Annotated in this window: 14 protein-coding genes; 13 read left to right on the forward strand and 1 reads right to left on the reverse strand. The window is 42.7% G+C overall.

Going from position 1 to position 15,823, the window contains the following annotated elements; genetic code table 11:
• The first annotated feature begins 430 nt into the window (after positions 1 to 430).
• Both bfmR and bfmS read left to right on the forward strand, forming a co-directional pair.
• Positions 431 to 1,147 carry a response regulator transcription factor BfmR gene (gene bfmR / locus B9T30_RS11255; protein ID WP_004651027.1) on the forward strand — a complete coding sequence of 239 codons (717 nt, stop codon included), beginning with the start codon at positions 431 to 433 and terminating at the stop codon, positions 1,145 to 1,147.
• 30 nt (positions 1,148 to 1,177) lie between these two features.
• Positions 1,178 to 2,836, forward strand: a complete 1,659-nt coding sequence (bfmS, locus tag B9T30_RS11260) for a sensor histidine kinase BfmS (protein ID WP_086185073.1) — start codon at positions 1,178 to 1,180, stop codon at positions 2,834 to 2,836.
• A gap of 40 nt (positions 2,837 to 2,876) precedes the next feature.
• On the opposite strand, the gene B9T30_RS11265 is transcribed toward bfmS, so the two are convergent.
• Positions 2,877 to 3,233, reverse strand: coding sequence for a hypothetical protein (locus B9T30_RS11265; RefSeq protein WP_086185074.1), 357 nt, complete (start codon positions 3,231 to 3,233; stop codon positions 2,877 to 2,879).
• A gap of 640 nt (positions 3,234 to 3,873) precedes the next feature.
• On the opposite strand from B9T30_RS11265, the gene ndhC reads away from it, so the two are divergent.
• The 11 genes from ndhC (at position 3,874) to nuoL (ending at position 15,819) form a co-directional block, all read left to right on the forward strand.
• A complete protein-coding gene (gene ndhC / locus B9T30_RS11270) occupies positions 3,874 to 4,422 on the forward strand; it encodes an NADH-quinone oxidoreductase subunit A (protein WP_086185075.1) in 549 nt (182 codons plus the stop codon).
• A gap of 6 nt (positions 4,423 to 4,428) precedes the next feature.
• Positions 4,429 to 5,106 (forward strand): NuoB/complex I 20 kDa subunit family protein, encoded by a 678-nt coding sequence (locus B9T30_RS11275; protein ID WP_004651032.1) that lies wholly within the window; start codon positions 4,429 to 4,431, stop codon positions 5,104 to 5,106.
• 87 nt (positions 5,107 to 5,193) lie between these two features.
• Positions 5,194 to 6,981: an NADH-quinone oxidoreductase subunit C/D gene (gene nuoC, locus B9T30_RS11280; RefSeq protein WP_086185076.1), complete on the forward strand. Its 1,788-nt coding sequence runs from the start codon at positions 5,194 to 5,196 to the stop codon at positions 6,979 to 6,981.
• An 11-nt stretch (positions 6,982 to 6,992) separates the two neighbouring features.
• Positions 6,993 to 7,502, forward strand: coding sequence for an NADH-quinone oxidoreductase subunit NuoE (nuoE, locus tag B9T30_RS11285; protein WP_004651034.1), 510 nt, complete (start codon positions 6,993 to 6,995; stop codon positions 7,500 to 7,502).
• The gene (gene nuoF / locus B9T30_RS11290; RefSeq protein WP_086164485.1) at positions 7,499 to 8,827 is read left to right on the forward strand and encodes an NADH-quinone oxidoreductase subunit NuoF; all 1,329 of its coding nucleotides are present in this window, start codon (positions 7,499 to 7,501) and stop codon (positions 8,825 to 8,827) included. The genes nuoE and nuoF overlap by 4 nt, the downstream gene beginning before the upstream one ends.
• Positions 8,828 to 8,838: 11 nt before the next feature.
• Positions 8,839 to 11,520 (forward strand): NADH-quinone oxidoreductase subunit NuoG, encoded by a 2,682-nt coding sequence (gene nuoG / locus B9T30_RS11295; RefSeq protein WP_086185077.1) that lies wholly within the window; start codon positions 8,839 to 8,841, stop codon positions 11,518 to 11,520.
• Positions 11,521 to 11,523: 3 nt separating this feature from the next.
• Positions 11,524 to 12,540 (forward strand): NADH-quinone oxidoreductase subunit NuoH, encoded by a 1,017-nt coding sequence (nuoH, locus tag B9T30_RS11300; protein WP_074945959.1) that lies wholly within the window; start codon positions 11,524 to 11,526, stop codon positions 12,538 to 12,540.
• A gap of 18 nt (positions 12,541 to 12,558) precedes the next feature.
• A complete protein-coding gene (gene nuoI, locus B9T30_RS11305) occupies positions 12,559 to 13,101 on the forward strand; it encodes an NADH-quinone oxidoreductase subunit NuoI (RefSeq protein ID WP_086164483.1) in 543 nt (180 codons plus the stop codon).
• Positions 13,101 to 13,619, forward strand: coding sequence for an NADH-quinone oxidoreductase subunit J (nuoJ, locus tag B9T30_RS11310; protein WP_171259157.1), 519 nt, complete (start codon positions 13,101 to 13,103; stop codon positions 13,617 to 13,619). Before nuoI ends, nuoJ begins: the two co-directional genes overlap by 1 nt.
• Positions 13,619 to 13,927 carry an NADH-quinone oxidoreductase subunit NuoK gene (gene nuoK, locus B9T30_RS11315; protein WP_004651041.1) on the forward strand — a complete coding sequence of 103 codons (309 nt, stop codon included), beginning with the start codon at positions 13,619 to 13,621 and terminating at the stop codon, positions 13,925 to 13,927. Before nuoJ ends, nuoK begins: the two co-directional genes overlap by 1 nt.
• Positions 13,924 to 15,819 carry an NADH-quinone oxidoreductase subunit L gene (nuoL, locus tag B9T30_RS11320; RefSeq protein ID WP_086185079.1) on the forward strand — a complete coding sequence of 632 codons (1,896 nt, stop codon included), beginning with the start codon at positions 13,924 to 13,926 and terminating at the stop codon, positions 15,817 to 15,819. Before nuoK ends, nuoL begins: the two co-directional genes overlap by 4 nt.
• Positions 15,820 to 15,823: the final 4 nt, after the last annotated feature.

Below are 15,823 nucleotides of genomic sequence, written 5' to 3' on the forward strand. Positions count from 1 at the left end.
AATTTTTCTAATGCCTTGCAATATTCCTTTGCAAAAAAATCCCTATTTTTATGTTTCTGGTATAAGTCTTATGAGACAAGGATATAGCATAGCAAAGCTAAAAAAATGTGCTTATAGATAACATTGTGGATAAGTTTAAAAGAGCAGGATTAATTGGTTTAATCAGTCATATTCTGAACAAGAGGTGAAATCGTGCACAAAAAGGTCATTTTGTAACAAAATATATTATTAATGAAGCTGTATTTGTAACATATTTTTAAAAGTTTAATAAATTCAACACTTAATAAAAATATAACAAAAAACTACTTTGATGTATCAGTTTGGTGAATGCTATCTTGTTTACAATGTAAACGTGTGTATATTGCTGGATATGTTGAAGCGTATCCTTTGGATTTTTAAGGATACCTTAATCCATATAAAGGGGCATTTTATGAGCCAAGAAGAAAAGTTACCAAAAATTTTAATCGTTGAAGACGATGAGCGTCTTGCACGTTTGACTCAAGAATACCTTATCCGTAATGGATTAGAAGTTGGGGTAGAGCCCGATGGTAATCGTGCAATCCGTCGCATCATTGCAGAGCAACCGGATATGGTCGTGCTTGATGTGATGCTTCCTGGTGCTGATGGTTTGACCATTTGTCGTGAAGTTCGTCCACATTATCATCAACCTATTTTGATGTTGACTGCACGTACTGAAGATATGGACCAAGTTTTAGGTCTAGAAATGGGTGCAGATGACTATGTGGCAAAACCTGTTCAACCGCGTGTTCTTTTAGCACGTATTCGTGCCTTACTGCGTCGTACAGATAAAACACCTGAAGACGAAGTGGCACAACGCATTGAATTTGATGACCTTGTTATTGATAATGGCGGTCGTTCAGTGACTTTAAATGGTGAATTGGTTGATTTCACCAGTGCTGAATATGATTTGTTATGGTTACTGGCTTCAAATGCAGGTCGTATTTTATCGCGTGAAGACATTTTTGAGCGTCTACGCGGTATTGAATATGATGGTCAAGACCGTTCAATTGATGTGCGTATTTCACGTATTCGTCCAAAAATTGGTGATGATCCTGAAAATCCAAAACGTATTAAAACAGTACGTAGTAAAGGTTATTTATTCGTTAAAGAGACCAATGGTCTTTAATGTTTGCCCTTAATTTTATAGGACAGCCGCGTGTTTAAACACAGTATATTCTTGCGTATTTATGCAGGGTTAGTGATTTTAGTGGCATTGGTTGCTGTATTTGGCTACCTATTGGTACAAATTATCAACTATCAACGCGCACAAGAATATCGTGAATCTTTGACCGATGGTGTGTCTTATATCATTAGTGAGGGAATCTCAAGACAGCCCAATGAGCAGCAGAAACGCGATTGGATTTCTGATGCATCCGACTTACTTGAACTCCCTATTTATTATGTGGATTCAAGTAAAGTCGATTTGTCGCGTACTGAGCAAAAAAGAATTGATAACCGTAAAGCTGCGGTGCGTTATGATGCGGAAAATTCGATTGCTTATATTATTATTGGGTTACGAGATGATCCCAAACATTTGCTTTATATTAAAGTAGATAAAATAGGGGAGCGCCAAATGAAGGCGTTACCTATTTTTATTTTAGATTATCTGGTGTATTACCCAGGACAAGAAAAAGAATATCTTGCAAAAATTCAGTCGAATTTTTCCTATCCGATTCAAATTGAAAAAGTTCAAAACCTACCGCTTGATTCTGAGCAAATCGGTCGACTTCGATTAGATCACAGTATTATTTTGTACCGTGATAATGCCACCGTGCGCGGCACCACGATTTCTATTGTTTCCCCAATGCCAAGCTCGCCTTCTGAGGTGCTGGTTCTAGGTCCTGTACCGCTCTTTAATTGGATGCCTTTCCAACTCGCAGCAGGTATTACCTTACTTAGCCTATTCGTATTAAGTTTAGGTGTGTATGGCTTGCTGGTGCCTATGCAGCGTCGTTTACGTGAAGTGAATTATGCATTACATCGGATGAAATCTGGTGACATGACTTTACGCTTGCCTGTAGATGGTACGGATGAAATGGCAAGTTTAGCGATCAATTACAATAGTATGTCTGATCATATTCAGCGTTTGATTGAGGCGCAGCGTGAATTGATGCGCGCAGTTTCGCATGAGCTTAGAACGCCTGTGGCACGTATCCGGTTTGGTATGGAAATGCTCGCAGAAGAAGATGATTACGACTACCGTCTACAACAAGTTGATATGATTGATAAAGATATTGAGGCACTCAATACTTTGATTGATGAAATCATGACCTATGCAAAACTAGAACAAGGTACACCTTCACTCGATTTTGAAAAAATTGTTTTATTTGAAGTATTAGATCAAGTGATTGTTGAAACTGAGGCACTGAAAACTCAAAAAGAAATTGAGCTGCTGCCTCTTCCAATTAATTTGGTTGTGGATGCAGAGCGTCGTTACCTACACCGTGTTGTGCAAAACTTAGTGGGGAATGCGGTTCGTTATTGCGATCATAAAGTGATTGTGAGTGGTGGCATAGATGATGCGGGAATGGCCTATGTTCAAGTTGAGGATGATGGGGCGGGTGTGCCAGAAGAAGAGCGTCAGCGGATTTTTGAGGCTTTTGCCCGTTTAGATGATAGCCGAACTCGAGCGTCGGGTGGTTATGGTTTAGGTTTGTCTATTGTGAGTCGGATTGCGTATTGGTTTGGCGGTAAAATAGCCGTCGATCAAAGTCCTATTTTGGGTGGAGCACGTTTTACCATGTCATGGCCTGCACGACGATTTAATCGAGCCAAAAATAAAATGAATATGACAAAAAACGACATAGAGCCTTAAATATGATAAAAGCACCGATTTCGGTGCTTTTTATATCGCGTTATTCGTGGCTGGTGGGGTCGGGTTCAATGAGTTTTTTGCCTTGTTTCAGATTTTCTAGCGCATCAGCATTGAAGTCGAGAAGCAAAGAATTGTTTTTAGGGTCTATGGCGTAATGGCTAATAAGTTTTTGATCACCGTTTAAGGTCTCTACTTTGTATTCATCGGCAATATGTAGAATGGCATCCAGATTGGTGGTTGCAGAAGCAAAGTCTTGGCGGAAAAGTTCGTAAATATCACGAAGGTCAAAAATGGCATTTTGGGCATCTGGATGTTTTTCAATATAGCCTTCCACATGATGCACCAATAATTGTGCAAAGAAAAAATAATCAGGTTGATGTGTGTATTCTAAGCTCATGTGTTTGTTCCTTATTCTTTGTTCTAGAGTTGCATATAGGAATAGCATAAATAGGGGGCGGAGAGCATTAGGAGATGCATGCGAGTTGCAAAAAAACACACAAAATATCTATTCGATAATTTATGTATTGGGCAATTATGGTCATGCCTTTTTATATAAGTCACAGAGTTTAAAAATTACATTAAAAGCATTTTTATGTTTTTTCAGCATAATGATCAAAATTTTGCTGTTATGAAAAGCCTGTAATAAAAATGATTTGGGTTGGTATGGACTACTCTTTGGTATAGCACGTAAATATTTGATCATTTGCGCCTGATGATAAAGTATGTGCTATGAACGAATGACGTGGTAATTAAAATTTTACTCTAAAAAGATAAAGGTCGATTTAATGGATTTGAAAAAAATAATCACTTTTCTTTTTTTGATTTGATAAAGCGATTGCTTGGGAAGTAATGGGGCTTAAGCTTTGAAAAAAATGCAAAATGATTAAAATATCATCCAAAAGACTAAGGCTGATAAGCTAGCAAGTGAAATCATAAATCAGGTACAATTGGCGGGATTAATTTTGTGTTTGGTGTATTTGAAGGCCAATACATACATTCTTTGTTAATAAATTAGGCCTGCCAGGAGTTATCCCCGCATGAGTGCCATTACTCCATACGATTGGGCAATTATTGCCTTCGTGATCGGCGTTACATTTCTTTGCGTCTTTATGCTCACAGTTCCTTTACTCCTTGGGGGTAAGTCATGGGGCCGTGCGAAGCAAGAGCAATTTGAGTCAGGTGTGGTAGGTGCTGGTGGAGCACGCATCCGCTTGTCTGCTAAATTTTATTTAGTTGCAATTTTCTTTGTAGTCTTCGACCTAGAAGCACTTTATCTTTACGCATGGGCAACATCGGTTCGTGAAGTCGGTTGGTTTGGTTTTACCACTGTGGTGATTTTTGTTGTCGACTTGTTGATTGCTTTGATTTATGCAATTTCTGTCGGTGCTTTAAATTGGGCACCAGTAGATCGTCGCAAATCAGCAGGTATACCACTGAAAATTGGTTCGCCAAATATGAATCTTGCGGATATTACGCGCTTTAATTCTATCGAAGAGTTGGTTATCGACCCTACAGGTCAAATTCCAGCTCAATCTTCTGGTCGTGTGAAAGCAAAAACACCGGCTACATCATCTATTAAGGAGTAACTCGGGATGAAATACACATTAACCCGTGCGAATCCGGATGCTGATCAATATCCACTTCAAGAGCGTCAGGTTGTTGCCGATCCGCTTGAAGAAGAAGTGAATAAAAATGTATTCATGACTCGTTTAGAGGACGTGGTACATACAGCTGTAAACTGGGGCCGTAAAAATTCGGTATGGCCTTTTAACTTTGGTACATCGTGCTGTTACGTAGAATATGCAACAACCTTAACGGGTGTGCATGATATGTCACGTTTCGGTGCCGAAGTTATTCGTGCTTCACCGCGTCAGGCGGATTTAATGATCGTTGCAGGGACTTGCTTCGTGAAAATGGCACCTGTAATTCAGCGTTTATATGAGCAAATGTTAGAGCCTAAATGGGTGATTTCAATGGGTGCTTGTGCAAACTCTGGTGGTATGTATGACATCTATTCAGTTGTACAAGGTGTGGATAAAATCATTCCTGTCGATGTGTACATCCCAGGTTGTCCACCGCGTCCTGAAGCATTATTGCAAGCATTAATGTTGTTGCAAGACCAAATTCAACTTGAGCGCCGTCCACTTTCAGCGGTGATTGGTGATGATCTTCAGCCAGTATATAAGCCAAAGATGCAGCCAGAACGTGACCGTAAGAATGCAGAACGTATTGCAGTGAAAAACTTACGCTCTATGGATGAAATTAAATAATTTTAACGATGAAATATTGATGCACCCGATCTGGGTGTAATTGTCGTTAAAGTTGACTGAATTTGTATTAAATAGGAAGCCAAGCCAATGGCTGAAACTGACATTGCTATGCCAGAATCAACGCCTGTTGATTCACGCCCAGCATTTGCAATTGTAGAAGAGCTCAAAGCCAAATTTGGTGAGAACTTCTATGTGCAAGCGACTTTTGAAGATTTTCCAACGGTCTGGGTTGAGCGCGCGCGTGTACAAGACGTTTTAATGTTCTTGCGGAAAGTTGAACGTCCATACGTGATGTTGTTCGATTTGTCTGCGGTAGATGAGCGTTTACGTACCTATCGTGACGGTTTGCCTGCATCAGACTTCACTGTGTTTTATCATTTGTTATCGCTAGAGCGTAACAGTGATATTCGTATTAAAGTTGCGTTGAGTGAGAGCGATCTCAATCTTCCAACCGCAACCAACATTTGGCCAAATGCCAACTGGTACGAACGTGAAGCTTACGATATGTTCGGGATCAATTTCGAAGGGCATCCAATGCTCCGTCGTATTTTGTTGCCAACGTATTGGGAAGGTCACCCACTGCGTAAAGAATATTCTGCACGTGCCACTGAATATACCCCGTATATGCAGAACCAAGCGAAGCAGGATTTCGAGCAAGAACACTTACGTTTTGTTCCTGAAGATTGGGGTCTATCACGCGGTAATGCCGATGAAGATTTCATGTTCTTGAACTTAGGTCCAAACCATCCATCTGCGCACGGTGCATTCCGTATCATTTTGCAGTTAGATGGTGAAGAAGTGAAAGACTGTGTGCCTGATATTGGCTATCACCACCGTGGTGTGGAAAAGATGGCTGAACGTCAAACTTGGCATTCATTCATTCCTTATACTGACCGTGTGGACTACTTGGGTGGTTGTGCGCAAAACATGCCTTATGTGATGGGTGTGGAGCAAATGGCGGGAATTACTGTTCCTGACCGTGCGCAATGTATCCGTGTCATGATGTCTGAATTATTCCGTATCAATAACCATTTATTGTTCATTGGTACTGCAATTCAAGATGCGGGTGGTATGACACCAGTATTCTATATGTTTGCTGACCGTCAAAAGATCTATGACGCGATTGAAGCCATTACAGGTTATCGTATGCATCCAGCATGGTTCCGTATTGGTGGTACTGCGCATGACCTTCCAAACAATTGGCAACATCTGATTCGTGAAATTCTCGAATGGATGCCGAAGCGTATGAATGAATACTATACAGCTGCACTACGCAACTCAGTATTTATTGGTCGTACCCGTAATGTTGCGCAATACGATGCAAAATCTGCATTGGCTTGGGGTGTAACAGGTACAGGTCTACGTGCGACAGGTATCGATTTCGACGTGCGTAAATACCGTCCTTATAGCGGTTATGAAAATTACGACTTTGAAGTGCCTTTAGAGTATGAAGGTGATGCTTACGCGCGTGTGATGGTGCATTTCCATGAAATTAATGAATCATTAAAGATTGTGAAGCAGTGCTTGGATAACATGCCTTCTGGTCCATATAAAGCGGATCATCCTTTGGCTGTTCCACCGCCAAAAGACAAGACATTACAAGATATTGAAACTTTGATTACGCACTTCTTGAGCGTGTCATGGGGTCCTGTGATGCCTGCTGGTGAAGCGTCTGTAATGGCAGAAGTGGTGAAAGGTGCATCGAACTACTACTTGACTTCAGATAAGTCAACCATGAGTTATCGTACCCGTATTCGTACACCAACTTTCACTCATTTACAGCAAATGCCTTCTGTGATTAATGGCAGCTTAATGTCTGACTTAATCATTTATTTAGCGACCATTGACGTCGTAATGGCTGACGTGGATCGCTAGGGGAACGCATTATGATGATTTTGACTGATAAAAAGCCACGTGTGAATGTTGAAGGGATTTTGACTGCGGACGAAATCCATGAAATTGAACATCACATTGGTCACTACCCATACCCACGTGCTGCATCACTGGATGCGTTAAAGTGTGTACAACGCCGTAATGGTTGGGTAGATGATGCACAGATGAATGCTATTGCTCAGCTTTTGACAATCAGTGTTGCTGATTTAGAAGGTGTAGCGACGTTCTATAACCGTATTTACCGTCAACCTGTTGGTCGTCACGTGATTTTACTTTGTGACTCAATTGCTTGCTTCTTGATGGGTGCGGAAACTTTGGCAGAAGCATTCCAGCGCGAACTTGGCATCCAGTTTGGTCAAACGACTGCGGATGGTCGTTTTACTTTGCTGCCAATTTGCTGCCTAGGCAACTGTGACAAAGGGCCAACCTTAATGATTGATGAAGACACTCATGGATTGGTTGAAGTGACTTCAATTAAACAGTTATTGGAGAAGTATGTATGAATACTGAACCAAAACCAATTTATGGTGACGGTAACCCAGAAACTCATCCATTGACTTGGCGTTTGAGTCAGCGTGACGAAGTTCGTAATGCTGATGACTACGAAGCACTTGAAGGTTATGCCGGTTTTAAAAAGGCGATTGAGCTGAAACCTGCTGAAGTGCTTGATGTCATTAAAGCTGCGACGGTAAAAGGTCGTGGTGGTGCGGGTTTCCCAGCAGGGATTAAATGGTCATTGATGGCACCCAATGATGGTGGCCCTCGTTACCTGATTTGTAATGCTGATGAAATGGAACCGGGCACCTTTAAAGACCGTTTGTTGATGGAAAAACTTCCACATCAATTGATTGAAGGTATGTTGATTGCTGCTTATACATTAGAAGCAACGCAAGGTTATATCTTCATCCGTGGTGAGTACATCGAAGCTGCTGGTTTCTTGAATGAAGCTTTAGAGCAAATTCGTGCCAAAGGTTACTTGGGTGAAAACATCTTAGGTACCGGTTGGAACTTTGATTTACACGTGCATACGGGTGCGGGTCGTTATATTTGTGGTGAAGAAACTGCATTGATTAACTCGCTTGAAGGTCGCCGTGCAAATCCACGTACTAAACCACCATTTCCACAGGTTGCTGGTGCTTGGGGTCGTCCTACGATTGTCAACAACGTAGAGACTTTCAATAACTTACCTGCCATTATTTTACGTGGTCCTGAATGGTATGTCGGTTTATCTGCGGGTAAATCGAAAGATCCAGGCACTAAAATTTATGGCGCATCAGGCAAAGTGAAATTCCCCGGTTTATGGGAACTGCCATTTGGTACGACTGCGCGTGAAGTGATTGAAGACCATGCGGGCGGTATGCGCGATGGCTTAACACTGAAAGCTTGGTTACCAGGCGGTGCATCGACTGACTTCTTGGCTGCTGAACATATTGATTTGCCTATGGATGCAGAAAGCATCATGAAAGCAGGTTCACGTTTAGGCACCTGTTTGTTAATGGTCGTGGATGAAACGCAATGTATGGTTTCAGCAACTCGTAACTTAGAAGAATTCTTTGCACGTGAGTCATGTGGTTTCTGTACCCCATGTCGTGATGGTCTACCTTGGGCAGTCAAAGCGCTAAAAGCACTTGAGAATGGCGAAGGTAAGAAAGAAGATATCGATCACTTACAAGAGCTTACACGTAAGCTTTGGATTGGTAAAACTTTCTGTGCCCACGCACCAGGTGCAATGGAACCACTTATGGGTGCACTCAAATATTTCCGCGGCGAATTTGAAGCAAAAGTAGTGAATGCTGCTGCTCAAGTTAGTCACGTAGAACAAGCTTAAGGAATTCGACTATGGCTACAATTCATGTCGATGGAAAATCGTATGAAGTCAACGGCTCGGAAAACTTGCTACAAGCATGTTTGAGTCTGGGCATCGACATCCCATATTTTTGTTGGCATCCATCCTTAGGTTCTGTCGGTTCTTGCCGTCAATGTGCTGTGACTCAATATGCGAATCCGGAAGATACCCGTGGTCGCTTAGTCATGTCATGTATGACGCCTGCATCTGACAATACCTATATCTCGATTGAAGACAAAGAAGCGAAAGATTTTCGTGCCTCTATTGTTGAATTCTTGATGACCAATCACCCGCACGACTGTCCAGTGTGTGAAGAGGGTGGTCACTGTCATTTACAAGACATGACCGTGATGACACAGCATGACCGTCGTCGCTATCGCTTCACCAAACGTACGCATTACAACCAAGAGCTAGGCTCATTCATTTCACATGAAATGAACCGTTGTATCGCGTGTTATCGTTGTGTGCGTTATTACAACGACTACGCAGGTGGTACGGACTTTGGCGTGTATGCAAGTGCATCACGTGTTTACTTTGGTCGTCCAGAATCAGGCACTTTAGAGTCTGAATTTTCGGGTAACTTGACTGAAGTTTGCCCAACTGGTGTATTCACCGACAAAACGCATTCTGAGCGTTATAACCGTAAATGGGACATGCAGTATGCGCCAAGCGTATGCCAAGGCTGTTCGTCAGGTTGTAATATTTCTCCGGGTGAGCGTTATGGTGAACTGCGCCGTGTCGAAAACCGTTTCAATGGTGACGTGAACCAATACTTCCTTTGCGATAAAGGTCGTTTCGGTACAGGTTATGTGAATCGTGCAGATCGTCCACGTCAACCACAATTCCGTGATGGTGAAAACGTCGCAACGGTTTCAGTTGACCAAGCACTGGATAGCGTGATTGCAAATATCCAAGGCAAAAAAGTATTGGGTATTGGTTCACCACGTGCATCCATTGAATCAAACTTTGCATTACGTGAATTGGTCGGTCAAGACAACTTCTCTACAGGCCTTTCTCAGAAAGAGCAAAACTTGGTTGAGTTGGCTGCATCGATCATGCAAACCGAGGGTGTTTACAACCCAAGTATGCGTGAAATTGAAAGTTATGATGCGGTACTCATTTTAGGTGAAGACTTAACCCAAACTGCGCCACGTATGGCATTGTCTGTTCGCCAAGCTGCGAAAAACAAAGCCAAAGAAATGGCGGCAGAGCGTCGTACGCAAGAATGGTTAGCTGAGCCAGTACAGCGTATTGCTCAAGATGAAAAATCTCCGATTTACATTTTGGCTGCAACGCAAACCCGTCTTTCTGATGTTGCAACAGGTGAAGTGGTTGCTTCTCCAAATGATATTGCCCGTTTAGGTTTTGCAGTGGCTGCGGCATTGCAAGGCGAAACAGTAAATGGTTTAGATGACGATGCCAAAGCATTTGCACAAACCATTGCGGATACATTAAAAGCTGCGAAAAAACCATTGATCATTTCGGGTACTAGCTTACAAGATCCAGCGATCATGGAAGCGGCTGCACAAGTTGCACAGAACCTTGGTCATGCGGGTTTAACCTTGACAGTTCCTGAAGTGAACTCAATGGGCTTAGCGATTTTTGGTGGTCAAAGTTTAGAGCAAGCATTTGCACAAGATTATGATGCCATTATCGTGGTTGAAAATGACTTATACCGTCGTTTACCAACAGCTCAAGTCGATGCTGCACTTGCTAAAGCGAACGATGTGATCGTACTTGATCATTCTGAAACTGAAACCGTGAAGAAAGCCTCTGTGGTACTTTCTGCGGCAAGTTTCGCTGAAGGTGATGGTACTGTAGTAAGTCAAGAAGGCCGTGCACAGCGTTTCTATCAGGTGTATGACCCAAGCTACTACAAACCAGAATTGGCGATTAAAGAATCATGGCGCTGGTTACATGCCCTTGAAACAGGTCTGAAAGGTCAGGCTATTTCTTGGACATTACTAGATGACGTGATTGAATCTGTTGCCAAGAATGTTCCAGCATTGGAAGGCATTCAAGATGTGGCACCAGATGCAGGCTACCGTATTCATGGTTTGAAAATCGCGCGTGAACCACGTCGTTATTCAGGTCGTACTGCAATACGTGCACCGTTATCTGTGCATGAGCCTAAACAACCGCTTGATATCGATTCTGCATTAACATTCTCTATGGAAGGTTATGTCGGTAACGAAACGCCAGCGGCATTGGTTCCATTTGCATGGTCTGCGGGTTGGAACTCGCCGCAAGCTTGGAATAAATTCCAAGACAATGTGGGTGGTCACTTAAAAGGTGGTGATTCAGGCATTCGTTTATTCGACCGTCTGAAAAAACGTCCTGTACGTACTTTTGTTGCGCCAACACCTGTTGTAGTAAATGCAGAAAGCTTCCGTTTAGTGCCGATGCATCACATCTTTGCTTCAGGTGAATTTACGGTAAAAACACCTGCGATGGAATCTCGTATTCCAAACGCGATGTTTGCAGTAGGTGAGCAAGATGCTGCGCGTCTGAATGTACAAGATGGTCAAAAAATTACTGTGCAAGCAGGTGAAGCAACCATTAGTCTTCCAGTTCAAGTGATTGAATATTTACCGACAGGTTATATTGGTTATCCAATTGGTCTTGCACCAACGGTTTCACTTGCAGAGCCTGTATCAGTCGCGGTAGGAGTGTAATTCATGAATCAAGAAATTATACGTCAAACACCGCTTTGGGCTGAGAACTGGCCAATCGCTTACTCGGTTATTCAAGCGATTGTGATCTTGCTTGTGGTGGTGCTTGTCGCTGCGTTGATGTCATTTATCGAACGTCGTTTACTTGCATTATGGCAAGACCGTTACGGTCCAAACCGTGTTGGTCCTGGGGGCATGTTCCAAATCGTTGCTGACATGTTGAAAATCATGTTCAAAGAAGATTGGACACCAAAATTTGCGGACAAATTGACTTTCCGTTTAGCACCAGCAGTTGCCATGGCAACTGCGGTACTGTCATTTATGGTGATTCCTGTCAGCCCAACGCTTGGCGTTGCGGACATGAGCATTGGCTTATTGTTCTTTATGGCAATGGCAGGTATTGCAGTGTATGCCGTACTGTTCGGTGGTTGGGCGTCTAATAACAAATATGCGTTATTGGGTGGTCTACGTTCTGCGGCGCAAACCATTTCTTATGAAGTGTTTTTGGGTATTTCATTGATGGGTGTGGTCGCAATTGCGGGTTCATTCAATATGCGTGAAATTGTAGAAGCACAACGTGATGTGTGGTTCGTAATTCCTCAATTTTTAGGTTTCTTAATCTTTGTGGTTGCAGGTGTTGCAGTAACGCATCGTCACCCATTTGACCAACCCGAAGCTGAACAAGAATTGGCCGAAGGTTATCACGTTGAATACGGTGGTATGAAGTGGGGGATGTTCTTCGTTGCAGAATATGTCAACGTGGTTCTTATTTCAGCACTGATCGTTACTTTATTCTTCGGTGGATGGCTCGCACCATTCAACTTAGAAATTCCATTTATTCCACCCGTATTCTGGTTCATTATTAAAACAGCATTCTTTGTAATGATGTTTGTCTTGGCTCGTGGCTCGTTAATGCGCCCACGTTATGACCAAGTCATGAACTTTGGTTGGAAGATTTGTTTGCCATTGGCGTTGGTCAACTTGTTGGTGACTGGTGCTGTGATTCTGATGAATCAGGCCTAGGACAGCAAGGAGTACAAAATGTATAAAATTCTAGCTGGATTCGGATCAATTGTACGTTCATTGTGGATGGTTTTTAGCCACGTGACACGTAAACGTGACACCATTTTATATCCAGAAGTGCCAGCTGAACAAATTGTTCCGCCACGTTTTCGTGGTCGTATTGTATTGACTCGTGATCCAGATGGTGAAGAGCGCTGCGTTGCATGTAACCTGTGTGCAGTTGCATGTCCAGTGGGTTGTATCTCTTTACAAAAAGCTGAAAAAGAAGATGGTCGTTGGTATCCGGAATTTTTCCGTATCAACTTCTCACGTTGTATTTTCTGCGGTATGTGCGAAGAAGCATGTCCAACGACTGCAATTCAGATGACACCTGACTTCGAGTTAGGTGAATACGTTCGTCAAGATTTGGTTTATGAGAAAGAAAACTTACTCATTTCAGGTCCTGGTAAATATCCTGACTATAACTTCTACCGTGTAACGGGTATGGCTGTTACAGGTAAAGAGAAAGGTCAAGCACAACGTGAAAGTGCGCCTGTTGACGTACGGAGCTTATTACCATGATGTGGCCATTTTATTTGATGGCACTTGTGGCCATTATCTCTACGGTTCGTGTTGTCACCAATGCGAATCCTGTACATGCATTACTGAGCTTGATCGTGTCACTTCTTGCAGTTGCAGGAATATTTATGATCGTGGGTGCACCATTTGCTGGTGCGCTTGAAATTATTGTTTATGCAGGCGCGATCATGGTGTTGTTCGTGTTTGTGGTGATGATGCTGAATCTGGGTCAACATACTGTTGAGCAAGAACGTAAGTGGCTCACTTCATCTGCATGGGCGTACCCAGCATTAATGAGTTTCCTGATGGGCTTAGTGCTTGTCTGGATGCTCGGTTCAGATTACACCACGGCTGGTCCTGTAATGGGCACCGAAGTGATTGGACCTAAAGCTGTTGGTCAAGCGCTCTTTACTCACTATTTACTATTGGTTGAAGTTGCCGCGATGTTATTGCTTGCAGCCCTTGTTGCAGCATTCCATTTAGGTAAACGTGAACCAAGTGCAGAAAAGGAAAAAGAATAATGGGCAACATCCCTTTAGAACATGGTTTGATCGTTGCAACCATTCTTTTTGCACTTGGTTTCTACGGTGTAATGGTGCGACGCAACCTCTTATTTATGTTAATGAGCCTTGAAATTATGATGAACGCAGCTGCACTTGCGTTTGTTTTAGCGGGGAGTGCTTGGTTACAACCAGATGGACAAATTATGTTTATCTTGATTTTAACCCTTGCTGCTGCTGAGGCATGTATTGGTCTTGCGATCGTCCTTCAGTTCTACCATCGCTTCCATCATTTGGATGTGGATGCTGCTAGTGAGATGCGCGGATGAGTTATTTATATTTAACAGTATTATTTCCGCTCATTGGTTTTATCCTTTTAGCGGCAGGGCGTAATAAGCTTCCTGAAAATGTTGCAGCCATAATTGGGGTCGGTTCAGTCGGTTTATCTGCTTTATTTGCATTGATAGCTGGCATGGGCTTTGTTGCAAATGGCTCAGTGGCACAAGTTCAACATCTGTGGACTTGGTTCAATGTCGGTGGTTTTGCACCGGGCATGAGCTTACATTTAGATGGTTTATCATTACTCATGATGGGTATGGTGACGGGTGTCGGTTTCCTCATCCACATCTTTGCATCATGGTACATGCGTGGTGAAGAAGATTTCGCGCGTTTCTTCTCTTATTTCAACCTGTTTGTAGCAAGCATGTTGCTTCTCGTATTGGGCGATAACTTAGCGTTATTGTTCTTGGGTTGGGAAGGCGTAGGTCTGTGTTCATACTTGTTGATTGGTTACTACTACCAAAACCCAGAAAATGGTTTTGCTGCAATCAAAGCATTTACCGTAACGCGTGTCGGTGACGTATTCTTGCTGATTGCATTGTTCTTGCTTTACCAACAATTTGGTACTTTGCATATTGGAACAATCGTTGCGAATGCACCTCAAGTATTAGCGGGTGATCATTCACTGGCGATCTGGACATCTTTAATGTTGTTCTTGGGTGCGGCAGGTAAATCTGCGCAAATTCCATTACAAACATGGCTTGCCGATGCGATGGCAGGTCCTACACCTGTTTCTGCATTGATTCATGCTGCAACAATGGTAACTGCAGGTATTTACCTGTGCTGCCGTATGTTCTCAGTGTTGGAAATGACTCCTGAAGTGATGATGTTTATCTCAATCACGGGTGCGGTAACATTGATTGTGGCTGGTTTTGCTGCATTGGTTCAAACAGACATCAAACGTATTTTGGCTTACTCAACCATGAGTCAGCTGGGTTATATGTTTATGGCTGTTGGTGCTGAAGCTTACCAAGCAGGTTTGTTCCACATGCTTGCTCATGCATTCTTTAAAGCGTTATTGTTCCTTTCTTCAGGTGCGGTGATTCTGGCTTACCATCACGAACAAAACATCTTCAAAATGGGTGGCTTGTTTAAACATAACAAATTCTTGTTTGCTTGCTTCGCCATTGGTGGTGGTGCATTGGCCGCGATTCCATTCTTAACCGTTGGCTTCTTCTCAAAAGATGCCATTCTTGGCGCAGTTTGGGCGCAAGGTCATATTGCAAATCTTCCAGTATATAACTGTTTATATTGGACGGGTGTTGCAGGTGCATTCTTAACCTCAATTTATACATTCCGCTTAATTTGGGTGGTATTCTTTGGTAAAGAAAATACGCCATATCACGCAATTAAAGGTGCGACTTATTGGGCTCCTTTGGCGATTTTGGCTGTACTTTCAACAGGCTTAGCTTACTTCTTAAAAGCACCAGTCGAAGCGATTCTAAACGCTGCAAAAATTCCAGCATTTGTTATTCCTGAAGCGCTTGAAGCAGGGGTACATGGTGCAGAGCACACAGCTGTAGGTATTGCACTGGCAGGTCTGGTGGTTGGCATCATCTTATTTGTATTTGCTTATAATGCAGTGAAAGGTTTTGCTCAAACTTCATTGGGTGCTGGTCTTGTTAATATCTGTCGTAATGCACTTGGTTTCGATGCCTTGTATAACATCGTATTTGTGAAACCATATTTGCTGATTGCGAAAATTCTAGGTCGTGATCCGATTGATGGTTTGTGGTTAGTGCTTCCTGCCATTGTTAAAAGTGGTCATAGCTTCACCAGCTCGCGTCAAACAGGTTCATTGCGTGAATACGCATCAAGTATGTCACTTGGTGTCGTAGTATTACTGATGATCTTGATCGTGATTCAGGTCGTGGGGAAATAAGATG

This window comes from Acinetobacter sp. ANC 4973 (assembly GCF_002135275.1).
Classification (GTDB): Bacteria; Pseudomonadota; Gammaproteobacteria; order Pseudomonadales; family Moraxellaceae; genus Acinetobacter; species Acinetobacter kyonggiensis.